Source organism: Bacillus cereus group sp. MYBK245-2, from assembly GCF_051916145.1.
In the GTDB taxonomy this organism is placed as follows: domain Bacteria; phylum Bacillota; class Bacilli; order Bacillales; family Bacillaceae_G; genus Bacillus_A; species Bacillus_A pacificus.
This window is the reverse complement of record NZ_JBQAGB010000021.1, coordinates 61,522-84,013: the sequence shown is the minus strand read 5'-3', so window position 1 is coordinate 84,013 and position 22,492 is coordinate 61,522. Positions and strand designations below refer to the sequence as shown.

Below are 22,492 nucleotides of genomic sequence, written 5' to 3'. Positions count from 1 at the left end.
TTCCTTATACACGATATGCGAAGCTTATTCTTTTATATGCTTCTTTTATGAAATCCACCCTTCAAACTAAGAAAAGACGTGGTGCACATATATCACCACGTCTAAGAAGTTTACTTCACTTGCTTCTCTGTAACTGAACGAGCAACCATTAACAGCTCCTTCGGCTCTAAACCTTTAGACACGAGCATATATTCTACTCCGTTATGCGACCACGTTAAAGAGTCTTTCGTCAATGCTCCAATTGTAAAGCCAAGATCAACCAATTCCCCGCTCACACTTATCGCTGACGAAGCCTCTGCAACTTTTGCCTTTTCTTGTATTAAAGTAAAGGATTTCTTACTTCCAGTGTATGTGAGTATCGCACGCTTGCCACTGTCTGTCTTCAACTCTTTTTCATCTTTCAAAGTCATACCTTGCGGCGTATCACGCGGATACAAAATAGCAAATGGTTTGTCTTCTTTCGCTGTCGTTTGAACATCTACTTGCGCTCTAGACATATTTTGTTTCGTATCAAATGCACCTTTATCAAATTTCGCATCAAATTTCACTTTAGAGAAATCTACTTTCACAAGAACATTTTGATCATTATCCATTAACTTCACCGAAACTGGTGTTAAATCACTTTTCTTCAATGTAATCTCTTGTCTCGGCAACATGTTTTGATGCTGATAGTTTGTTTTTGTTTTAAAGATATAATACTTATCTGTTTTTTCAAAAGTAAGGTTTTTCTTATCCTGCAAAATATCCCTCACAAGGGATTCGTATAAATAAGCCTGGCTACTATTTTGCGGCCAATCACTTTGGAAACGGAAACTCTTATTAAGCGCTGGCGTTAATACAAATACACCTTCTTCATTCCTTAAAATAATTTGACTTTGATCTTTTTTCGCATTCTGCAAATTCACACGATAAAAAGAAGGTTCCTTATGCCATATTTCTACCTTATACTCCTGAGGCTCATTCCCTGTTTTAATAGATAATTTCGCTTCAGCTTGATAGCTTTTCAACCCTTTTACTTTCGCTTCTAAATCTCTCACAACATCATCTTGTTTCTTTTCCATACAACCGGCCAACACAAAAACGGTTAATAAACCGACAAGAACTAAAAACAGACGCCTTTTCATCACTTCAGCCCCTTTGCCCCTATAAATGAATGGAAGATGTACCTTCCTTATCGCTACCACAAATATATGAGACAAAGATATAAAATATGCAGACTAGCGTGACGAGCTTTCTAAAACAACTTGAGCAACAGCAAATTCCTTACTATGACTAATTGATAAATGAACAATATGCTCTGTACTTGTAATAAGAATCGGCTTACCTCTATCATCATTTCTTACTTCAACATCTAAAAAACTCACTTCTTTCCCGATACCAGTCCCTACCGCTTTTGAATACGCCTCTTTCGCTGCAAATCTTCCAGCTACAAACTCTGTAAGGCGACTTCCCTTCAGCCCCTTAGCAACATTACGTTCACTTTCAGTTAAAATACGTTCCATAAATTTAAGCTTTCCATCTATCATTTTTTCAATTCGATTCAATTCAATAATATCGATTCCAATCCCTACAATCATTTCAAAATCCCCTTCTTCTATTTAGCTTTCTTTTTTCATATTGTAAGAATAACAGAGAATCTTTCTGATGCAAAAGGAGTGATACTCACAACATGCTAATACCATCCGCCCGCATTTCCTTACAACCAATCACCATTGCTTTACTTCTCATACAATTAATCATGATTATATTAGGTGATTTCCCCCTCTTTCCTATGGCAGCTTCTAATGAATATATCGCTAAAGGAGAATGGTGGCGTCTCCTAACTTCCCTGCTCGTACATGTAGACTTACAACATTTTCTTTTTAATAGTATTTGTTTATTCGCGCTTGGCTCTTGTATTGAAAAACAACTAGGGCACTTGTCTTTCATCATTATTTTTTTCCTTTCTGGCATTCTCGGAAATATGTCCTCTTATCTTATTATGCCTCATGAATATATTCATGCCGGGGCATCTGGTGGCATTTTCGGATTGCTAGGCGCACAGTTATTTCTATTGTATAGCCGATATCGTTCTTCCAATCCAAGAGACATCGCTATTTTTTCAATTATTATATGTATATTACTACTATTCACTTTCTTCAATCCCTCTGCCAACCCTATCAGCCATTTAACAGGATTGATCATTGGTGGTATTTGCACTCCTCTATTAATAAAAAAACTCGATGGTGCAGAGCTCATTTAATATAAAAGCTCGCACCATCGACAATTTCCACATCTGTTTGTTCACTTAAATCTCTCATGAGTTGAAATAAAGACTCATCCTTCTTCTTCGCTTCAATCATACAATCAATTTGCGGAACACTTCCTTTTATCTTTTTTAAAAAAGATAAAAAAGTATCTACATTAATAAAGTCTGCATGTGCCCTTGGGTCTTTTCCCTCTCTAGGACTAGAAATGTGCATTTTCACCGGTAACAAAGACGATTCCCACGTATGTACAACACGCGCCCAATCTTCATGCCAATCTTCTCGATCATGATTCATCATATGATGATGCAAATCAAATACAACGGGAATGTCCAACTTTTCTCCTAAATATAATGTGTCCTCGAGCGTAAAAGTTGTATCATCATTTTCTAACATAATCATTTCCTGAATACCTCTTGGGACGTTAGACCAATTCTCTATAAAACGCTCTAATGCGAGCTCTTTATCTTTATATCCGCCCCCAACATGCATTACACATCGTTGCTTATGTTCAATTCCCATACCTTTTAATAATTTTCTATGCATTTGTAATGTCTTGACAGATTGTTTAAAAATATTCTCCTCGGGTGAATTAAGTACAACAAAATGATCTGGATGAAAATCAATACGCATATTCATTCGAATAGCGTAATCACCTAGCACTTTTAAATTTTCTTTTAAGGGACGAATGTAGTTCCACTCTAACAACTCCTCATGATTCGCTAAAGGAATCAACTTGGAACTAAGTCGAAAAAAGGATATATCATGGCCTTTGTTATGCTTTAATAACCTTAAGCAATTTTCCAAATTCGAATTAGCAATTCTTTCAAGTTTATGAATCGCCGCTTCCCGATCATCTATTTTTTGAAACTGCGCGTACGTCATCGTTTGAGATGGGGATGCGTTTTTCAAATGTACACTCATCGCAACATACCCAAGTCTTACAAGCATGTAGCACCTCATTTCTACACAAGTTATTATGTAGTATGTACAATTACAGAAATAAAAAAAGAGAATGCCGGAAAAGGGCATTCTCTTTTTTACTATTAAGCTTGTGGCTTACGGCTATGATGTTTTCTTTCGCCGCGTCCGTTTGAAGATCCTGGGCGACCTTGACCTTCTCCACGACGACCACGGTTGCCGCCATCACGATTGCGGTCACGGTTACGACCATCGCCACCGCGTCCATCACGACTACGATTACGGTTACCATCACGGTATCCGCCTCCGTTACCGCCGCGTTTTTTAGAACCGCCACCTCTTGCAACAACTGGTGGTTCTGATGTTAAAGCGATTGGAGTTGTATCTGGCTCTTTTGTCATCATTTTTAAAGCAGCAGCTACTACTGTTACAGAGTCGTTCTCTTCTAACATTTCTTCCGCAATACGCTTGTAGTATGCTAAGTTTTCATTTTCAATTGTGTTTTGAAGTTTTTCAGCGATTAAACGTTGTTGACCTTCTAGTGCCTCGTCAAGTGTTGGTGCATCCATGCGGTCCATTTTACGTTTTGTTGTACGCTCGATATTTTTTAATTGTCCAGATTCACGTGGTGTTACAAATAGCATTGCAATACCTTTTTTACCTGCACGACCAGTACGGCCAATACGGTGAACGTATGATTCTGGATCTTGTGGAATATCGAAGTTGTATACGTGTGTTACACCTGAAATATCAAGACCACGTGCAGCAACGTCTGTTGCAACAAGAACTTCAATAGAACCTTCTTTGAACTTACGTAATACAGACATACGTTTCGCCTGAGTTAAATCACCGTGGATACCTTCCGCAGCATAACCACGTAAATTTAATGCTTCTGATAATTCATCAACACGACGCTTTGTACGACCGAATACAATCGCAAGCTCTGGAGATTGAATGTCTAATAAGCGTGTCAATACATCAAACTTTTTCTTTTCTTGCACTTCTAAATAGAACTGCTGAATGTTTGGCATTGTTACTTCTTTTGCTTTTACTTTAATGTGTTGAGGCTCAGTCATGAAACGCTCAGCAATACGACGGATTGGATCCGGCATTGTCGCTGAGAATAGTAATGTTTGGTGTGTTTCTGGCACATCTGTTAAAATTGCTTCAATATCTTCAATGAAGCCCATGTTTAACATTTCATCCGCTTCGTCAAGAACAACTGTCTCTACGTTTTGTAAGCGAAGTGTTTTACGGTTAATATGATCTAAAATACGACCCGGCGTACCAACAATAATGTGTGGGTGTTTTTTTAGAGCACGAATTTGGCGGTTAATATCTTGACCACCGTAAATTGGTAAGATACGAACGCGTTTATGTTTACCAATTTTGTATAGCTCTTCTCCAACTTGAATTGCTAATTCACGCGTTGGCGCGATAACAATACCTTGAACCGATTCTTTATGTGTATCCACTTTATCTAATAGTGGTAATCCGAATGCTGCTGTTTTCCCTGTACCTGTTTGTGCTTGCCCAATAATATCCTTACCTTGCAATGCATGTGGAATTGTTTCAGCTTGAATTGGCGTAGCCTCTTCAAAGCCCATACTTTCAACAGATTGCAGTAAAGAATCACTTAATCCTAATTCTCGAAATGTTGTCAATGTTACTTCTCCTTTTCTATCCTATACTTATCATTTAAAAAAAGGCGTTTTCCGAATTTGCGGAAAAGCCCTTTTCCTGAATGCTCACGTATATAAACGGGCGTATATTCTTCACGAAAATACTTCTAAACGTTATTACACTTTATCAATTATAAGTTTTGTATGTGTAAAAAGCAAACCCAACTGTTACCTTATTTTCATATTCAGAGGTTTTTTCTTCACTTTTATTTTTTTATATTTACTGTAAGCGCTTATTATAAGTTTCTTCTTTTTTCGTTGCTATCATCCCTATTTATATACACCAATTATTTCAACATCGTAATTACTTCTTCCAATTTCATACCGCGAGATGCTTTTATTAATACAACATCTTTTGCATCGACTACTGCTTGCAACTCTTTTACTAACTCTTCTTTATTATCATAAGCCTTTACACGTTCGTTAGGGAAATTAATTTTCGCTCCTTCAGCAATTTGAGCCCCTAATTTACCATATGTGAACACATAGGAGATTTTTGCTGGATCGATTAATTTACCTACCTCATAATGAAACTGTACTTCTTGATCTCCAAGCTCTAACATATCGCCGAGAACAACAATCTTTTTAGAGAATCCATCTAAACCATTCATTAGGTGGAATGCTGCTTCCATAGCTGTTGGACTTGCATTATAAGCATCGTTGATAATTGTTAATCCACTATTTGTTTTTACAATTTCCATACGCATGCCTGTCATTTGAAGTGTTACTAAACCTTCTTTCATCTCTTCCCACGTTACACCAAAATGTTTCGCAATTGCCATAGAAGCAAGCGTATTATACACATTGTGTTTCCCTAATACCGGTAGATAGAATGAAATGTTTTCTTCTCTATTCATTTTAAAGTGTGTCCCAGTTGCTTGTAACGTTACAGTCGTTGGATAGTAATCATTTGCTCTAGCATCACCAAACGTAACTGTTTCAGCTATTAAATTCATTTCAGGAACACGATTCGTTAATAACGGCTCATCTCCGTTATATACGAACACTCCACCTTCTTGTAATCCTGTCACAATTTCTAATTTCGCTTCAGCAATTGCCTCACGAGAGCCTAAGTCCATTAAATGCGCTTCACCAATGTTCGTAATGATAGCTGCATTTGGACGAGCTAACTTAGATAAGAATTCAATTTCCCCGCGGCTTGACATTCCCATTTCTAATACAGCTACTTCTGTATTTTCTTCTAAGTTTAAAATAGTAAGAGGTAGCCCGATATGATTATTGAAGTTTCCTTCTGTTTTTTGAACTTTGAATTTAGTCGCAAGAAGACTTGTTACAATATCTTTTGTAGATGTTTTACCGTTACTACCTGTCACACCAATCACTTTAACGTCCAATTGGTCGCGATAGTTTTTTGCTAACATTTGTAATGCTGATAGCGTGTCTTCCACAAAAATAACCGGAAGATTCTCAGGTGGATTTGCTACATCTTTCATCCATAATGTCGCCACAGCTCCATTTTCAACAGCTTTATCTACAAAAGCATGTCCATCGAAACGTTCACCTTGAATCGGAACATATAAGTTTCCTTTTTCGATTTTTCTCGTATCAATAGACACTCCTTGTATAGTAATTCCCTCATACTGCTCTGCTAATCCCGTACCATTTGTCATTTGTTCTACTTGTTTTAACGTTCGATTTATCATAAAAACACTCCTTACATAGAGGAAGCACTATTCCTTCGAATAGTGCCTCCTCCTTTTTTTGTTAGATTGTATATTTAATTTTTTGTTTTTCTTCGTGACGCTCCATTGCTAAACGAATTAGCTCTTCAATTAATTCCGGATACGGTAATCCAGTATGTTGCCATAGTAGAGGGAACATACTAAACGGCGTAAATCCTGGCATCGTATTCACTTCGTTAATATATACTTCTCCATCTTTCGTTAAGAAGAAATCAGCTCGCGTTAAGCCAGCGCCATCTAACGATTGGAATGCAACAATCGCATCTCGCTTAATAACATTAGACTCTTCTTCTGTCATTTCAGCTGGAATAATTAACGCTGTATCACCATCGATGTATTTCGACTTATAATCATAGAAGTCTTTTTTAGGTACGATTTCACCTACAACTGAACATTTCGGTTCATCATTACCTAGTACACCAACTTCTACTTCACGTCCAACGATATTTTCTTCCACAATAATTTTACGGTCAAATTGGAATGCTTCTTCAAATGCATTCTCAAGTTCTTCACGATTTTTACACTTATTAATCCCAACACTTGAACCAAGGTTTGCTGGTTTTACGAAGCAAGGGTATCCTAATACTTCTTCTACTTTTTCATATGCTGTTTCACGATCTTTTTCCCATGCACTACGAATAAATGATGCATATTTTGCTTGTTTCAATCCAGCTTCTGCAAAGATGTTTTTCATAACAACTTTATCCATACCAGCAGCAGATGCTAGAACACCATTTCCTACATACGGAATGTTCATTAATTCTAATAATCCTTGCACCGTTCCATCTTCACCATTTGGTCCATGTAGTAATGGGAAAATAACATCGATAGCATTTTCCTCAGCATTTGTAGATGGAATGATTTCTGTGCTTAATGATAACGGAGAAATCGCATTTTCTGCACCGCTCATTTTTAGAACTTCAACATCTGTTACTTCACCTTCAATACGCTCACCGCGTACCCATTGACCTTGTTCTGTAATATAAATTGGATGAATCTCGAATTTATCTTGATTTAATGCTTTAATAGCAGCAAGAGCCGTTTGTAGCGAAACTTGATGCTCAGCTGATTTTCCACCATATAATAAACCTAATTTAATTTTTGTCACTGAAATCACCCTAACCAATTGTTTTCATTTTTCTATTTTAGCACTTTTTATAAAAATAGGTAGTTCCTATTTGAAATAAAATGCAACTTCCACAAATAATTAAATGACACCACTTATTGGTTTTCTATACTTTTTCCACTTAAATTTCTTCATAGATATATAAAATTGCAACTCAATCTAGTTATGTACCTAAAATATGTAGAAATCCCCTTTTTGTGTATGTCATCTAATTATTAAGAAGATTGTTTGGTTAGTGTGCTTTTTTGCCTTTGTTCAACAAGGCGGTCTAAAGAAATATATACAATACCTGCAACTACACAACCTACAGCTAAAATTGTAAATAGAAAGTGGCCAAGTAATCGGTCTAATAAAAAACCTCCAAGAAGTGGGCCGAATGCACTTCCTGTAATCCACTGCAAACTTGCAGCTCCCATATAAGTCCCCCTCAAATGCTCAGGGGCCAAATTCGCTACAAACGTCATCTGTACAGGCGACATAATCATCTCACCTAACGTATATATGGCATATACAAACAGTAAAGTTATTAAAATAATCGTAGCATTTGTATCAAGTCCTCCAAACCACTTCGGTAACCACCCTATGAAAAATAACCCAATCCCAAACAAACATGCACCATATAACATCGTCTTTCCAACAGGTTTATCTGTGACCCATTTTGAAATTTGAAATTGGAACAACACAACTAATAGTCCATTTAAAGCCATTAAATATGGATATGGATTGTTAGTTCCAAAAATATCTTTCATTTCATTGTCAAAGTGCAGTGGCAACATGCCTTCTGTTTGAGAAAATCCCATCGAAATAATGATACCTGCTAATAAATAAATCATGAGTGCCTTATCTCGCAATACAATTTTCCACACTGCTCCTGATTCTTTTTCTGTATCACCTTCTTTATTCGTATTCTTTGGCATTGTCTCTTGAATAAGGACGAATACAAGTAATGCATAAAATAACATCGTAGATGCGGCAATAATAAACACAAGGTTCTTCGATAACATAACTACTGAAGCCCCCATTATCGGACCAATTGCAGCACCTATATTGTGTCCCATTCGCAATAAACCATATGCTTCTGTTCTTTTTTCTGGCGCCGTTACATCCGCAACCATCGCTGATGCAGCTGGATGAAATAACGAATTACTTAATCCTAAAAAAATAGATAAAATCGCATATGGAATAAATCCTTCTATAAATAAAAAACCGAGCATGAATACCGCATTGCTCGCCATCGAAAATATCATAATCGGTTTTCTTCCATATATATCAGCAATTCTTCCCCCTATAATTGATCCAAAGCTTGCAGCAATTGGAGACAGTGCCATAATCACTCCGACCTGTAATAATGAATCTACCTTATCTTTTAAATATAATGCAAAAAAAGGCATCAACATCATCATTGCAATTCCATTTAACGTCTCACCAATAAACCGAATCCATACGTTACGATCCATCTCCCTTAACTCACGCCACGTATTTTTCATTATTTCACCCCTTTTGTTCACCAATAATTATCTTATAACAAGTTTAGAATGATGTGAATTTTCAAAATTAAAAATCCATTCTAACAGAATTAGAATGGATTTTTCTACTTATAAATTGGCTGCGTCGTCTTCTTCTTTACTATTATTTAAAGCACTATGTTTTCGGCTATATAAGAAGTAAACCGCAATACCGATAATCATCCATACACCAAAACTAATCCAAGCCGTCCCAGATAATTGAAGCATTAAGTATAAACAAAAAATTACCGTTAACGCTGGTAAAAACGGTACAAGCGGCGCCTTAAATGCTCTTGGTAAATCAGGATGCGTTCTTCTCATTACAATAACAGCAACAGCTACAAGTGCAAAGGCTGATAAAGTCCCCATATTTACAAGATGCGCTAACACATTTAAATCTATTAATCCTGAAATAAGTGCTGCAATAATTCCCGTTGTCCACGTATTTAAAAACGGTGTTTTAAATTTCGGGTGAACTTTAGCAAGACGTTTCGGCAACAATCCATCTCTACTCATTGCATATGAAACGCGTACTTGCCCATACATCATAACTAACATTACTGTTGTGATCCCTGTAATTGCTCCTACTGAAATTACTCCCGCTAAACTATCTTGTCCAATAAATTGAAGTGCAAAAGCGACTGGATCTGATATATTTAACTGTCCGTATGGAACAATTCCTGTCAAAATAAGCGAAACGATAATATAAAGAGCTGTACAAATTAATAAAGATGCAATAATACCAATTGGTAAATCACGTTGTGGACGTTTCACTTCTTCTGCTGCCGTTGAAACTGCATCAAACCCTATGAATGCAAAGAACACTGTAGCAGCTCCAGCCATTACACCATCTAAGCCAAATGGCATAAAAGGCGTCCAGTTTTCAGGTTTCACATAATTAAAACCAGCAAAGATAAAAATAAGAACAACCGCTAGTTTAATAAATACCATAATATTATTTACACGTGCACTTTCACGAACACCTCTAGATAAAAGAACTGTCATCACTAAAATAATGAGAACTGCCGGCAAATCAATTATTCCACCCTTTCCTGTACCAGGGGCTGAGGAGAGAATGGTAGGAATATGAATTCCAAATCCCTTTAATAAAGATTGGAAGTACGCGGACCAACCATTTGCCACAGCAGAGGTTGCAAGTAAATACTCAAGCATTAAGTCCCATCCAATTAAAAATGCGAATACTTCTCCCATCGTCGCATATGTGTACGTATACACACTGCCTGAGACAGGAACTGAAGAAGCAAATTCAGCATAACAAAATGCAGCAAAGGCACATGCTAACGCGGCTATCGCAAATGATAATATAATAGCTGGTCCAGAATGTTTCGCTGCTACCACGCCCGTTAGAACAAAAATACCCGTTCCAACAATTGCCCCGATTCCAAGCATCGTTAAATCTAGTGCGCCCAATGTTCTTGCTAACGTCTTTTGTTTACTCTCTTGCATTAACTTCGCAATAGGCTTCTTTTGAAAAATTTGCTTCATAGCATGCTCCTCCAAGTTTTAAATTTTCTGAAAATTTTTAATTCGCTTTTTTATTTTACTCATAGTACTTTCCCCAGTCAATACTTTTGTCGAAATAAGTAGAAACTCTTATGAATATGCACGATTTTTATCATTCTTTCTATATATCTTTCTATAACTTTCTTTGGTATTATTATACATGTCGATTCCATGAAAGAGGCATGCTCCGTTATTGAGCATGCCTCTTTTTACTTATTTCACAGTATATGATCCCTCTTCAATCCAGCTATACATATATTTTTCATCTTCTGTTTCATGTGCTTGTTTTACAATACGAAGCGGACGGAATGTATCTATCATAACAGCTAATTCAAGCGTTTCTTTTTTCCCTATACTCGCCTCTGTTTTCCCAGGATGTGGCCCATGAGGAATGCCGCTCGGATGAAGTGTAATAGACCCTTCCTCCACACCTTTTCGGCTCATAAAGTTACCTTCTACGTAGTACAGTACTTCATCACTATTCACGTTACTATGATAATACGGTGCCGGAATAGATTCTGGATGATAGTCGTATAAACGTGGTACGAAAGAGCAAATAACGAAATTGTGACCCTCGAACGTTTGATGTACTGGAGGTGGCTGATGAATACGACCTGTAATTGGTTCAAAGTCCTCTACATTAAAGACCCACGGATATAAATAGCCATCCCATCCAACTACATCTAACGGATGGTGTCCTAAAACATGTTTATGCATATACCCTCGCGACTTTGTCATTACGACAAACTCACCTTTTTCATCATACGTCTCTAATTTTTCCGGGCCACGAATATCTCTCTCACAAAACGGACTATGCTCTAACAATTGTCCATACTCATTGCGATAGCGGCGCGGTGTTGTAATTTGGCTATTCGCCTCTACAACAAGAAACTTAGTCTCTCCTTCATCAGGAATAACACGATAAATCGTTCCAATTGGGATTGTTACATAATCGCCTTTTCGATAGTGAATCGTTCCAAACATCGTTTCAATTTTCCCCGTTCCGTAATGAACAAATAACATTTCATCGCCATCACCATTACGGTAGAAATAGTCCATTTTTTCTGTTGGAGTCACTACTCCAATTAATAAATCCTCATTCCCAAGCATAAAGTTTCTTCCGCTTACTGCATCGCCAGTTTTTTTATTTTCTTTCGTGCGAAAATGACGATGAGCAAGAGCTACATCTTCTTCATACTGCAACTGACAAGAATGAGATAATGCCGCATGCCCTACTTCCGTTGGCATATAATGATGGTACAAAATAGATTGCGTACCAGAAAAACCTTTTGTTCCCATTACCTGTTCACGATAAAGCGACCCATCTTTTTTACGGAATTGTACATGTCGTTTATGAGGTAGCTCCCCCATGTGACGATAAAACATGCCCATCACCTGCTTCCCTTTCTTTTTTAACCGTATTACGTAACGTACCTAAACCAGTAATCGTAAGTTCTACCACATCACCATCTTGTAGCCACTCTTCTGTGCCTAGTTCTAAAATGCAACCTGTTCCTACTGTTCCAGAACCAATCACATCGCCTGGATATAACGTAACGTCTTCCGAAGCACGTTCAATCATTTCAGCAAATGTATAGTAAATATCTTGGAAGTTCCCTTTTGATAATAGCTTTCCATTTACATGAGCAGTCATCTCTAACTCATAACGGTCACCATTACGATAAATATCTAGTTCCTCTTTCGTAACAAGGTACGCTCCTAATGAAGTTGCAAAATCTTTTCCTTTCGCTGGACCAAGTCCTACCTTCATTTCTGTTGCTTGTAAGTCCCTTGCACTCCAATCATTCATAATACAATAACCAAAAATATATTCCTCTGCTTGCTCACGAGAAATATTTCTTCCTTCTTTCCCAATTACGCAAGCAATCTCTAACTCATAATCAAGTTTTTTAGATTTCTTCGGACTAATTACAACATCATCTGGACCAATTACAGCACGATGGTTCGTAAAATAAAAAACCGGGATATCGTACCATTCAGGTACAACATCTAACCCTCTTCGGCTACGTGCCGTTTTTACGTGCTGTTCAAATGCATAAAAATCCCTAATACTACTCGGATTAGGAATCGCTGCTGCTAATTGCACTTCCTCTAAAGAATATATGCCCTTTTCCGGATTATTAATATTACGCAACACTTCTACATACTCATCCGCTTTCTCTAAAAAGGCGAACATAGAAGAAGGTAATTTTCCACCACTAGCAAGATTCATATCGATTACTTTGTCACCTTCAAGCCATCCAGCTCGCATTTCTTTTGAAGGAAGACGAAATGTAACAAATTTCATCATGATTCCTCCTTATGAAAATGAAATTTCCACCAGCAAAAGAATGATTGCTGGTGGATATAAATTTTATAAATTCCCGCGACGCTCTTGTTCTCTTTCAATTGATTCGAATAACGCTTTAAAGTTTCCTTCTCCAAATCCACGAGAACCTTTACGCTGAATGATTTCAATAAATAAAGTTGGACGATCTACAATTGGTTTCGTAAAGATTTGTAGTAAGTATCCTTCATCATCGCGATCTACTAAAATCTTTAATTCTTTTAATTTATCAATTTCTTCATCAATTTTTCCAACTCGTGCAGTTAACTCATCATAATAAGTATCTGGTGTATCTAAAAACTCCACACCATTTGCACGCAGCGCTTCTACTGTTTTAACAATGTCATTTGTTAGTAAAGCAAGATGCTGTACACCTGCTCCATTGTAGAATTCTAGATACTCTTGAATTTGTGATTTTCGCTTTCCATCTGCTGGTTCGTTAATAGGGAACTTAATACGACTTCCATTTGTCATAACCTTCGACATTAATGCTGAATACTCTGTACTGATATCATCATCATCAAAATGGATCATTTGTTTAAAGCCCATAACGTTCTCGTAATAACTAACCCACTCTTCCATCTTTTCAACATTACCAACTACATGGTCTACAGCAATTAAACCTGACTCTTCAAATGGAATATCAAACTCAGCCTTTTGGAATCCTGGCATAAATGTTCCTTTATAATTTTTACGCTCTACAAGCGTATGAATTGTATCACCATACGTACCAATAACTGCTTTTTTCAATGTACCGTTCTCATCTGTTAACTCTACAGGCGGAGCAATTGCGACGGCACCACGTTTCACCGCTTCCGAGTATGCTTTATCAACATCGTCAACAAGTAACGCCACATCTTTCACGCCATCACCATGAGTCTTTACAAATTCTGCAATACGATTGTCGCTACTTAAAGCCCCAGACACAACGAAACGCATATTTTTTTGCACAAGAACATAAGATACTTTTTCACGATTACCAGTTTCTAATCCAGAGTAAGCCACAATTTTGAATCCGAATGCTCTCGCAAGGTAATAGCTTGATTGCTTTGCATTTCCTACGTAAAATTCCAAATGATCTACATCACGTACTGGAAAAAAGTCCTCCATTTGTGCAGCTAGCGTATCCATAGATTTTTGTTTCATAAAATCCTCATCCCCCTGTAAATAGATTAAATGGTCCATACTTAAAACCAACCGAAAACGCTTCCAACATCAATTAATAGAAATTAGTTAGCAAGCTAACAAATTCTGACCTTTAAAATTTTCTATTTTTTCTGTCAAATTCCTCTTTTTTTCTTACATATAAAATTCGACTTTTTTCTCTTTAAAATAAAGGGGACTATTCATACTTGAAGGGATATATAGAAGAAAAATAAAAAAGACCCCAACATATTAATTACTTACTAATATGCTAGAGTCTTTATTTTTTTTGAATAATTGTATTTATATGTCTCATACTAATACATTTGCAAGGAATAGAATAAATGATGTTAATACTACCGCTCCACCTAATGATCCTAATAAATCTGTTTTTGTTACTTGTAACACTTGTTCACTGTTCATATTCCTCATTCTCCTTTCATTTTGTATAATGTAAAACTTCTATTACACTAATACACTTGATAGAAATACGATTAATGCTGTTAATACTACCGCTCCACTTGCTGATCCTACAAAGTCACCTTTTGTTACTTGTAATACTTGCTCTTTCATTGTGCATTCTCCTCTCATTTTTCTTTTGTTACAAAGTTTTTATTATACTAACACGCTTGATAGAAATACGATTAATGCTGTTAACACTACTGCTCCACTTGCTGATCCTACGAAATCACCTTTTGTTACTTGTAATACTTGCTCTTTCATTTCTTTCATTCTCCCTTCATTTGTTTTTTGTTACAAAACTTTTATTATACTAACACGCTTGATAGAAATACGATTAACGCTGTTAATACTACTGCTCCACTTGCTGATCCTACGAAATCACCTTTTGTTACTTGTAATACTTGCTCTTTCATTTCTTTCATTCTCCCTTCTCTTCTTTTGTTACAAAACTTCTATTATACTAATGCGCTTGATAGAAATACGATTAATGCTGTTAATACTACTGCTCCACTTGCTGATCCTACGAAGTCACCTTTTGTTACTTGTAATACTTGCTCTTTCATATTATGTATCCTCCTCTTAATAAGTTATCTATATGTAATTTCTAAGAAATGTTTATTTCATAGTTTTTATGTTGATGTTACATTAAATTTAATAACGTAACGTTTGTAACATTAATGTAACATACCTATTATTACGTTGCAATATAATTACGTAAATTTTATTACACTTTTTTTACGTTTTTTTATAAACACCCTTAAAAACCTTGTTTTAATGCAATTTCTACTAAGTTTATGTTTGTAATGTTATTGTAACATTACAGTCATATAACGAAATATCGCCATACTCACCTCTACTTTTGTTACAAATTAACATAAATCTTTCATTAATAAAGTGGAATCTATCAAATTCTTACTGATAGTTCATGAGAGGTAAAATACAATCTTTCCAAGATAAGTTTATATGTTTCCTCCGTATAACTATGTATAATAAAAACAAAGAGGTGGTCATTTTGAAATTAATCGCATTAGATATGGATGGAACACTACTATCATCTAGTCTTGAAATCTCCAAAGAGAACTTACAAGCTATCCAAACTGCAAAAGAGGCTGGTCATATAGTCATGATTTGTTCTGGTCGTGCAAAAGAGGATGCTTTGAAATTATTGGAAGAATATAAACTATCTCTTCCAGTTGGAGCGAGCAATGGGGCAATTGTTTATGTGGATGGAAAAGTAATTAACTCGCGTTGTTTACAAAACGATAAAGTATACAAGCTTGCAAAATTACTAGAATCTGAATGTTTTCCTTACAAGCTATATACGAATAAAGGAGTTTATTCTCCATATACATGGCAAGATCAAGTCATGCAAGCGTTCGAAGAGAACAAGCATGCACTAGATGTTACACTTGAGGAACTTGAAAGAATTACAGAGAAACAAAAGAAATCAAACTTAATTACTGATTTCCAAAAAATCGAAGATATTGTAAATAATCCAGAATTAGAAATATCTAAATTCTTCATTTTGACGTTTAACGCAGAGCATCGTACACAGCTATTAAGCGTGTTACAAGAAGACACCGACATTTCAGTTACAGCATCCGCTCCTACTAATGTAGAAATTATGGATAAGCATGGTCATAAAGGGAACGGTCTACAAGAAATGGCCGCTTATTTCAATATACCAATTGAAGATACTATTGCAATCGGGGACAACTTTAATGATGTGCCAATGTTACAAGTAGCTGGCTTATCAGTGGCAATGGGAAATGCTGAAGAAGATGTAAAAAAACTATGTGATGTTGTAACATTAACAAACAATGAACATGGTGTTGCTCATGCAATCGAGCAATTTGTATTGAAACAAACTTCATCTAGTAAATAAAAAAAGGACTCTTTCAACTTCTGAAAGGGTCCTTCTCTTTTATACATGATGACAAGCAACAAAGTGCTCTTCACCAACATTACGGAATTCTGGTACCGTTTGTTTACAAATATCTGTTGCAAATGGGCAACGTGTATGAAAGCGACAACCTGAAGGTGGATTCGCTGGACTTGGAATATCACCCTCTAGTATAATTCGCTCTCGCTTCACTGTTGGATCTGGTATTGGCACAGCGGATAACAATGCTTTTGTATACGGATGAAGTGGATTTATAAATAACTCATCACGTGGCGCTGTTTCCACAATCGTTCCTAAATACATAATTCCAATCTTCGTACATAAATGCTCTACTACGCTTAAATCATGTGAAATGAATAAATAAGATAGTCCTTTTTTCTCCTGTAACTCACTAAATAAATTAATGATTTGTGCTTGAATAGATACATCTAGTGCTGCCACAGGTTCGTCAGCTACAATAAATTCTGGATTTAATACCATAGCTCTTGCGATAACGATACGTTGACGTTGTCCACCAGAAAACTCATGAGGGTACCGGTCAATATGATATGGAGCTAAGCCACATAACTCTAATACTTCTGTCACCTTCTCACGAACATTTTCTTTCGTCGCTAATCCGTGAGCTAACATCGGCTCACCAAGCGCTTCCCCAATTCTCATTCTCGGATTTAATGAGCTAAATGGATCTTGGAAAACAAGTTGCATATTAGGACGATGTTTTCTCAATTCTTCCTTAGATAAAGAGTGAACATCTTGCCCTTTAAACTTCACTTCCCCTTCCGTTTTTTGAACGAGACGTAAAATTGTTTTTCCTATCGTCGTTTTTCCGCTTCCCGATTCACCAACGAGGCCGAATACTTCACCTTTATTAATAGTAAAACTTACCCCATCAACTGCTTTTACATGTCCAACCGTTCTACTAAATATGCCGCCTTTAATTGGAAAATATGTTTTTAAGTTCTTTACTTCTAATAATGGTTCACTCATTGTTCCGCACGCTCCTCATATAACCAGCAAGCAACTTTATGATTCTCATCATGTACATTCAAACTTGGCGCCTCTTCTTTACATATTTCCATACAATGCTCGCAACGGCCACTAAAGTAGCAAAACTCATCTAAACCAACTAAATTAGGAACTTGCCCTGGAATAGAATATAGTTTATCTATTCGTTTACCCATCACTGGTTTTGATTTCAACAAACCTTTCGTATACGGGTGTTTTGGATTTTTGAATATCTCTAGTACTGGGGCTTCTTCAATAACTTTCCCGCCATACATAACGACAACATAATCAGCCATTTCCGCTACAACGCCTAAGTCATGTGTAATTAATAAAATCGACGTTTTAAATTCTTCTTTCACTTGTCTTAGTAGATCCAATATTTGAGCCTGAATCGTAACATCAAGAGCCGTTGTCGGTTCATCCGCAATTAATAACTTAGGATTACAACTAAGTGCAACAGCAATCATAATACGTTGTAACATACCACCACTTAGTTCGTGTGGATAAGAATGGACGATTTCATCCGCACGAGCTATGCCGACTTTACGAATTAACTCAATCGCCTTCTTATATGCTTCATTTTTACTAAGCAGTTCATGCTCCCTTAACGTCTCTACAATTTGTTCCCCTACAGTAAATACTGGATTTAGCGATGTCATCGGTTCTTGGAAAATCATCGCAATATCATTCCCTCGTAAACTACGAAGCTCTTTCTCTTTCATTCCTAAAAGACTTTTTCCTTCATATAAAATATCTCCACCTACTACACTGCCTGATTCAGCAATAAGTCCCATAATAGATAAAGCCGTTACACTTTTCCCGCAACCAGATTCACCTACAACACAAACAGTTTCACCTTCTCGAACTGTAAAACTAACATGATTCACAGCTTTTACTGTTCCTTCTTCTGTCTGAAAGTGTGTTTGTAAGTCTTTCAACTCTACTACCGCTTTACTCATATTCCCTCACCTACCGTCTCATCTTTGGATCTAACGCATCACGAAGTGCATCACCAAGTAAATTAATGGATACAACTGTTATAAAAATTGCAAAACCAGGCGGAATCCATAACCACGGACGCTTTTGGAAATCAATTAATGAGTTCGCTGCACTAATCATATTCCCCCATGACGGTGTAGGCGGGACGACCCCGAGACCTAAGTAGCTTAGTGCGGACTCACTTAAAATAGATCCAGCCACGCCCAAAGTTGCTACAACAATAAGTAACGGAAAGACATTAGGAATTAAATGATGAATAATTTTTCGAGAATCCTTTAATCCTAATACATCTGCTGCTTGCATAAAGGCTTGCTCCCGCAATGTTAAAATTTGTCCTCTCACAAGACGAGCAAGCCCTGGCCATCCTACTAAACTTAAAATAATCATTACAACATATAAACGGTATTCTGATGGTAATTTCCATTCTGATAAAATCGCTCCCATTATAATAAGTAGCGGTAATCCCGGAATGGACATTAGCACATCCGCAACACGCATAATTAAATGATCCACAACCCCTCGATAAAAACCAGCAATTGCTCCTAATAAAGCTCCTAGTATAACGGATAGTAGCATCGACGCTAAACCAATTGTTAATGAAATACGCCCTGCTTGCATAAGTCTAGTTAAAATATCCCGCCCCAACTGGTCTGTTCCAAGCCAATGTGACAGGCTGGGCGGTTTATTAATTTGTGTTACTTGTACTTTCCCATCTGCATATGGTGAAAAGATTGGACCGATAAAACTAAATAAAAACATAAATATTAAAACGTATAAGCCACACAGTGCCATCTTATTTTTCTTGATTTTTTTATACGCTTGGCGCCATGGTGATGATTCATTTTTCTTTTTCCGTTCTTTCTTTTTCCCTATTATTGGTGTAATAGTCTCCATATCTTTCCCCCCTTTACTTCAATCGAATTCTTGGATCAACAAACGCATATACAATATCAGCTAAGAAATTAGCCATAATTGTTAAACAAGAAAGAAACATTGTAAACGCCATTAATACGGTATAATCACGGAAGTTTAATGCCTCTAATTGAATACTCCCAATCCCTGGCCAATTAAAAATCTGTTCAATAATAATAGCTCCTGAAAATAAACCCGGTAATTCAAAAGCGAGTAATGTAATTGCTGGCAAAATTGCATTTTTCAATGCATGTTTATAAATAACGGTTCTTTCTTTTAAACCTTTTGCACGAGCGGTACGAATATAATCTTGTCTAATAACATCCAACATGCCGGTTCTAAAATATCGTGTTAACGATCCTACACCAAGAAGCGTTAAAATAAATACAGGTAGAATCATATGACGTAATACTTCTAATATGTATGCTATCCCTGTTGAGTTACTCCCAATATCAATCATGCCACCAATAGGTAATAACTTTAAATCAACTGCTAATAATTTAATTAAAAATAGTCCGATAAAGAATGATGGAAATGACATTGCTGCAAAGACACCGATTGTTACCAATCTATCAAACCAAGAGTGCTGCTTTGTTGCAGAAATAACCCCAATAATAAGAGCAATAATCCAAGTGAAAAATAAAGCTGCAACAGCAACAATAAATGTATTCCAAATGAATTTATTAAGTAATGAAGTTACCGGTTCTTGATACTGTAAAGAAAATCCAAAATCACCATGCAAAGCATTCACTAACCAATGAAAATACCTTTCAATAATTGGTTTGTTTAAGCCGTATAATTCCCTTAATTCTTGGGCTCTCTCTGGTGTTAACTTTGGATTTGAATCAATATAATCTCCCGGCAAAAGTGCAAATAAGAAAAAAATAATAATAGATGTACCAAACAATGTAGGGATCATTTGAAGGAACCTACGAATGATATATGTTTTCACCTTTTGTCTCCCCAATCCTATTTACTTAAAAATAGAAGAACATTTTTTCAAAACAGCTACCATTCCATTGCTGTGTGAAAAAACGTCTTCTATTATTTAGGTCAATCCTTATTGTTCAATAGATAATACTGGTAAGTTAGAACTGATGCTATCGTACTTTTCTGGATCAATTCCTTTTATACGTGCATTATGAGCATACAGTAGTTTACGATAGTTTAATAGAATAACTGGTGGATCATCACTTAACTCTTTATACAGTTCTTTATAAATTGCTTTACGTTTTTCAATATCTGTCGTCCCTATACCTTTTACAATCAAGTCATCTACTTTCGGATTACTATAACCCGTATCACTTTTTGGATTAGTCGATAAGTAATCACTTACAACTTCACTTGGATCACTAATTCCTGGTGTTGAAACTGCCGCTAAATCGTAGTCACCTTTCCCTACTTTTGAAAGCATCGTATTAAAGTCCATCAACTCTGGATTTAATTCAACACCGATTTCTTTGTAACTTTCTTTTGCAATTGGAATAAAGATATCATTTGTTTTACCTGTATTTGATGCGTAGTATGTTAATTTTAATTTTTGACCATCTTTTTCACGAACCCCGTCAGAACCTACCTTCCAACCAGCCTCATCTAATAATTTTTTAGCCTTTTCTACGTCGTGTGGATATTTATTAATACCTTCTTCTGTATATGCCCATGAAACTGGCGCAATTGGTACGTTAGCAACAGATCCATATCCTTGTAAAGCTGTATCCACATACTTCTTACGGTCTAATCCATAAGTAAGTGCTTGACGTACCTTTTTATCTTTCAAATACGATTTCTTATTATTTACATAGATATAAGCAATATCACTTGATGATTCAAGATTAATGTTTGCAAACTCTAATCCTTTTAATTGGTCTATATTCTCAGGATTTGCTCTAAATCCACTATAGTCCAGTTCACCGGTTTGGAATAATTGGAATCCAGTATCACCTGATGTGATTTTGTAAATAAAGTTTTTGATTTTTGGTTTACCTGCATAATAATGTTCGTTAGCAACAAAGCGTACTTCTTGACCTGGAACATATTTTTCAAATTTATATGGACCCGCCGCAATTGGTTGCCCATATAATGCTTTTAAATAGTCTAAACTTGTATTTTGTTTATAATCTTTTCCATAATAAGCTTTTGATAGCACTGGACCACCTAAATTAATTAGCGCCTGTGAATTAACTTTTTCAGTTGTAATTTTAATTGTTTGTGGATCAACAACTTGAATTCCTTCAATAGAAGTTGCTTTTCCTTCTTTATATTCTTTTCCACCTTTAACAGCATACTGAGCAATGTCCATTCCACCTTCATACGCTTTATCATGAAGTAGTGTTAATGTAAATGCTACGTCCTCAGCCGTTAAAGGCGAACCATCACTAAATTTTAGATTTTTACGTAAATGGAATGTATATGTTAACTGGTCAGCAGAAATATCCCATTTTTCTGCAAGGTCCGGAATAGGTTTACTTTGTTTGTCTGTTGTTACTAGTGATGCAAAAATTACAGACGTTACATTTCCATCCCAACCATTCTCTTGGAAATATGGAAGGAAAACTCCCCCTGGCTTAGAAATAGCCGTAATAAAAGTATCCTTTCGCTGATTTGCTTTCTCTGGACTTTTCTTTTTATCTGTAGCTGGAATTGATTCAATCTTAGCGTCTTTTAAGTCTTGTTTTTTTACCGGTTCTGTAGAAGCCGTCTCTTCCTGTCCCCCACAAGCAGATAACACAAGCGAACTACTCAGTAATACCGAAAATACACCAGCCCATTTTTTTGTCTTTTTCTTCATTGTCCCCACCCTAACTTTTTAATAGTGATACCCTTTGAACTTATTAGCTTATGTATGCCTCCCACAGCACATTTATAGCCAATCGGAAAAGTCGGTTTTAATCGTAAAAAAATAGATGTTTTTGAGGGGTAACAATCCTATTCCGACCTTTCCGGTAGACTTTATGGTTATTAGCTTATATCTTTCGTTATATTTTGTCAATTCTTTCTAAATAAATATTTTGAGA

The 22,492-nt window shown here is 36.3% G+C and carries 23 protein-coding genes; 2 read left to right on the top strand and 21 right to left on the bottom strand.

What is annotated here, in order from left to right; all coding sequences use genetic code 11:
• Positions 1-110 precede the first annotated feature (110 nt).
• Positions 111-1,061: a LolA family protein gene (locus tag ACTFRN_RS25175; protein WP_025991724.1), complete on the bottom strand. Its 951-nt coding sequence runs from the start codon at positions 1,059-1,061 to the stop codon at positions 111-113.
• 156 nt (positions 1,062-1,217) lie between these two features.
• Positions 1,218-1,577, bottom strand: a complete 360-nt coding sequence (gene acpS, locus ACTFRN_RS25170) for a holo-ACP synthase (protein WP_000635038.1) — start codon at positions 1,575-1,577, stop codon at positions 1,218-1,220.
• A gap of 92 nt (positions 1,578-1,669) precedes the next feature.
• Here acpS and ACTFRN_RS25165 point away from each other — a divergent pair, with 92 nt between their 5' ends.
• On the top strand, positions 1,670-2,242 hold the full coding sequence (locus ACTFRN_RS25165; RefSeq protein ID WP_000906918.1) for a rhomboid family intramembrane serine protease: 573 nt from the start codon (positions 1,670-1,672) through the stop codon (positions 2,240-2,242).
• Here the strand turns inward: ACTFRN_RS25165 and uvsE are convergent.
• The 14 genes from uvsE to ACTFRN_RS25095 form a co-directional block, all read right to left on the bottom strand.
• Entirely contained in the window at positions 2,235-3,197 is a 963-nt protein-coding gene (uvsE, locus tag ACTFRN_RS25160; protein WP_000961147.1) for a UV DNA damage repair endonuclease UvsE, read from the bottom strand. The genes ACTFRN_RS25165 and uvsE overlap by 8 nt on opposite strands.
• A gap of 95 nt (positions 3,198-3,292) precedes the next feature.
• Positions 3,293-4,831, bottom strand: a complete 1,539-nt coding sequence (locus tag ACTFRN_RS25155) for a DEAD/DEAH box helicase (RefSeq protein ID WP_372469647.1) — start codon at positions 4,829-4,831, stop codon at positions 3,293-3,295.
• 305 nt (positions 4,832-5,136) lie between these two features.
• Positions 5,137-6,513, bottom strand: a complete 1,377-nt coding sequence (gene murF, locus ACTFRN_RS25150) for a UDP-N-acetylmuramoyl-tripeptide--D-alanyl-D-alanine ligase (protein ID WP_000610682.1) — start codon at positions 6,511-6,513, stop codon at positions 5,137-5,139.
• Positions 6,514-6,574: 61 nt separating this feature from the next.
• Positions 6,575-7,660, bottom strand: a complete 1,086-nt coding sequence (locus ACTFRN_RS25145; RefSeq protein WP_000161446.1) for a D-alanine--D-alanine ligase — start codon at positions 7,658-7,660, stop codon at positions 6,575-6,577.
• A gap of 233 nt (positions 7,661-7,893) precedes the next feature.
• The gene (locus ACTFRN_RS25140) at positions 7,894-9,165 is read right to left on the bottom strand and encodes an MDR family MFS transporter (protein WP_049112728.1); all 1,272 of its coding nucleotides are present in this window, start codon (positions 9,163-9,165) and stop codon (positions 7,894-7,896) included.
• Positions 9,166-9,273: 108 nt separating this feature from the next.
• Complete coding sequence (locus ACTFRN_RS25135) at positions 9,274-10,689, bottom strand: amino acid permease (RefSeq protein ID WP_000809368.1); 1,416 nt, start codon at positions 10,687-10,689, stop codon at positions 9,274-9,276.
• A gap of 231 nt (positions 10,690-10,920) precedes the next feature.
• A complete protein-coding gene (locus ACTFRN_RS25130) occupies positions 10,921-12,093 on the bottom strand; it encodes a homogentisate 1,2-dioxygenase (protein ID WP_000499913.1) in 1,173 nt (390 codons plus the stop codon).
• A complete protein-coding gene (locus ACTFRN_RS25125; protein ID WP_000674029.1) occupies positions 12,059-13,015 on the bottom strand; it encodes a fumarylacetoacetate hydrolase family protein in 957 nt (318 codons plus the stop codon). The genes ACTFRN_RS25130 and ACTFRN_RS25125 overlap by 35 nt, the downstream gene beginning before the upstream one ends.
• A 66-nt stretch (positions 13,016-13,081) precedes the next feature.
• A complete protein-coding gene (gene hppD, locus ACTFRN_RS25120; protein ID WP_000810913.1) occupies positions 13,082-14,200 on the bottom strand; it encodes a 4-hydroxyphenylpyruvate dioxygenase in 1,119 nt (372 codons plus the stop codon).
• A 309-nt stretch (positions 14,201-14,509) separates the two neighbouring features.
• Positions 14,510-14,620, bottom strand: coding sequence for a DUF3948 family protein (locus ACTFRN_RS25115; protein ID WP_001083700.1), 111 nt, complete (start codon positions 14,618-14,620; stop codon positions 14,510-14,512).
• A gap of 42 nt (positions 14,621-14,662) precedes the next feature.
• Positions 14,663-14,770 (bottom strand): DUF3948 family protein, encoded by a 108-nt coding sequence (locus ACTFRN_RS25110; protein ID WP_000664237.1) that lies wholly within the window; start codon positions 14,768-14,770, stop codon positions 14,663-14,665.
• A 42-nt stretch (positions 14,771-14,812) separates the two neighbouring features.
• Positions 14,813-14,929 (bottom strand): DUF3948 family protein, encoded by a 117-nt coding sequence (locus ACTFRN_RS25105; protein ID WP_000661718.1) that lies wholly within the window; start codon positions 14,927-14,929, stop codon positions 14,813-14,815.
• 35 nt (positions 14,930-14,964) lie between these two features.
• On the bottom strand, positions 14,965-15,081 hold the full coding sequence (locus ACTFRN_RS25100) for a DUF3948 family protein (RefSeq protein WP_000661718.1): 117 nt from the start codon (positions 15,079-15,081) through the stop codon (positions 14,965-14,967).
• A gap of 33 nt (positions 15,082-15,114) precedes the next feature.
• Positions 15,115-15,222 carry a DUF3948 family protein gene (locus ACTFRN_RS25095; RefSeq protein ID WP_000664235.1) on the bottom strand — a complete coding sequence of 36 codons (108 nt, stop codon included), beginning with the start codon at positions 15,220-15,222 and terminating at the stop codon, positions 15,115-15,117.
• Between the two features lie 449 nt (positions 15,223-15,671).
• Between ACTFRN_RS25095 and ACTFRN_RS25090 the strand changes: the two genes are divergently transcribed.
• Positions 15,672-16,544, top strand: coding sequence for a Cof-type HAD-IIB family hydrolase (locus ACTFRN_RS25090; RefSeq protein WP_074568014.1), 873 nt, complete (start codon positions 15,672-15,674; stop codon positions 16,542-16,544).
• A 39-nt stretch (positions 16,545-16,583) separates the two neighbouring features.
• Here ACTFRN_RS25090 and ACTFRN_RS25085 read toward each other — a convergent pair whose 3' ends face one another.
• The 5 genes from ACTFRN_RS25085 to ACTFRN_RS25065 form a co-directional block, all read right to left on the bottom strand.
• Positions 16,584-17,549, bottom strand: a complete 966-nt coding sequence (locus tag ACTFRN_RS25085; RefSeq protein WP_001294511.1) for an ABC transporter ATP-binding protein — start codon at positions 17,547-17,549, stop codon at positions 16,584-16,586.
• Positions 17,546-18,526 carry an ABC transporter ATP-binding protein gene (locus ACTFRN_RS25080; protein WP_000030795.1) on the bottom strand — a complete coding sequence of 327 codons (981 nt, stop codon included), beginning with the start codon at positions 18,524-18,526 and terminating at the stop codon, positions 17,546-17,548. The genes ACTFRN_RS25085 and ACTFRN_RS25080 overlap by 4 nt, the downstream gene beginning before the upstream one ends.
• 10 nt (positions 18,527-18,536) lie before the next feature.
• The gene (opp4C, locus tag ACTFRN_RS25075; RefSeq protein ID WP_000447963.1) at positions 18,537-19,460 is read right to left on the bottom strand and encodes an oligopeptide ABC transporter permease; all 924 of its coding nucleotides are present in this window, start codon (positions 19,458-19,460) and stop codon (positions 18,537-18,539) included.
• 13 nt (positions 19,461-19,473) lie between these two features.
• Positions 19,474-20,430 (bottom strand): ABC transporter permease, encoded by a 957-nt coding sequence (locus ACTFRN_RS25070; protein WP_000860691.1) that lies wholly within the window; start codon positions 20,428-20,430, stop codon positions 19,474-19,476.
• Positions 20,431-20,538: 108 nt separating this feature from the next.
• A complete protein-coding gene (locus ACTFRN_RS25065; protein ID WP_000730690.1) occupies positions 20,539-22,266 on the bottom strand; it encodes an ABC transporter substrate-binding protein in 1,728 nt (575 codons plus the stop codon).
• Positions 22,267-22,492: the final 226 nt, after the last annotated feature.

What these genes read in the sequence shown, in the direction of transcription:
- ACTFRN_RS25140 (WP_049112728.1), bottom strand. Translation starts at nt 9,165, where the DNA reads ATGAAAAATACGTGGCGTGAGTTAAGGGAGATGGATCGTAACGTATGG.
- ACTFRN_RS25115 (WP_001083700.1), bottom strand. Translation starts at nt 14,620, where the DNA reads ATGAACAGTGAACAAGTGTTACAAGTAACAAAAACAGATTTATTAGGA.
- murF (WP_000610682.1), bottom strand. Translation starts at nt 6,513, where the DNA reads ATGATAAATCGAACGTTAAAACAAGTAGAACAAATGACAAATGGTACG.
- ACTFRN_RS25095 (WP_000664235.1), bottom strand. Translation starts at nt 15,222, where the DNA reads ATGAAAGAGCAAGTATTACAAGTAACAAAAGGTGACTTCGTAGGATCA.
- ACTFRN_RS25175 (WP_025991724.1), bottom strand. Translation starts at nt 1,061, where the DNA reads ATGGAAAAGAAACAAGATGATGTTGTGAGAGATTTAGAAGCGAAAGTA.
- ACTFRN_RS25165 (WP_000906918.1), top strand. Translation starts at nt 1,670, where the DNA reads ATGCTAATACCATCCGCCCGCATTTCCTTACAACCAATCACCATTGCT.
- uvsE (WP_000961147.1), bottom strand. Translation starts at nt 3,197, where the DNA reads ATGCTTGTAAGACTTGGGTATGTTGCGATGAGTGTACATTTGAAAAAC.
- ACTFRN_RS25135 (WP_000809368.1), bottom strand. Translation starts at nt 10,689, where the DNA reads ATGAAGCAAATTTTTCAAAAGAAGCCTATTGCGAAGTTAATGCAAGAG.
- ACTFRN_RS25105 (WP_000661718.1), bottom strand. Translation starts at nt 14,929, where the DNA reads ATGAAAGAAATGAAAGAGCAAGTATTACAAGTAACAAAAGGTGATTTC.
- ACTFRN_RS25125 (WP_000674029.1), bottom strand. Translation starts at nt 13,015, where the DNA reads ATGAAATTTGTTACATTTCGTCTTCCTTCAAAAGAAATGCGAGCTGGA.
- opp4C (WP_000447963.1), bottom strand. Translation starts at nt 19,460, where the DNA reads ATGGAGACTATTACACCAATAATAGGGAAAAAGAAAGAACGGAAAAAG.
- ACTFRN_RS25085 (WP_001294511.1), bottom strand. Translation starts at nt 17,549, where the DNA reads ATGAGTGAACCATTATTAGAAGTAAAGAACTTAAAAACATATTTTCCA.
- hppD (WP_000810913.1), bottom strand. Translation starts at nt 14,200, where the DNA reads ATGAAACAAAAATCTATGGATACGCTAGCTGCACAAATGGAGGACTTT.
- ACTFRN_RS25100 (WP_000661718.1), bottom strand. Translation starts at nt 15,081, where the DNA reads ATGAAAGAAATGAAAGAGCAAGTATTACAAGTAACAAAAGGTGATTTC.
- ACTFRN_RS25130 (WP_000499913.1), bottom strand. Translation starts at nt 12,093, where the DNA reads ATGTTTTATCGTCACATGGGGGAGCTACCTCATAAACGACATGTACAA.
- ACTFRN_RS25110 (WP_000664237.1), bottom strand. Translation starts at nt 14,770, where the DNA reads ATGAAAGAGCAAGTATTACAAGTAACAAAAGGTGACTTTGTAGGATCA.
- ACTFRN_RS25065 (WP_000730690.1), bottom strand. Translation starts at nt 22,266, where the DNA reads ATGAAGAAAAAGACAAAAAAATGGGCTGGTGTATTTTCGGTATTACTG.
- ACTFRN_RS25080 (WP_000030795.1), bottom strand. Translation starts at nt 18,526, where the DNA reads ATGAGTAAAGCGGTAGTAGAGTTGAAAGACTTACAAACACACTTTCAG.
- acpS (WP_000635038.1), bottom strand. Translation starts at nt 1,577, where the DNA reads ATGATTGTAGGGATTGGAATCGATATTATTGAATTGAATCGAATTGAA.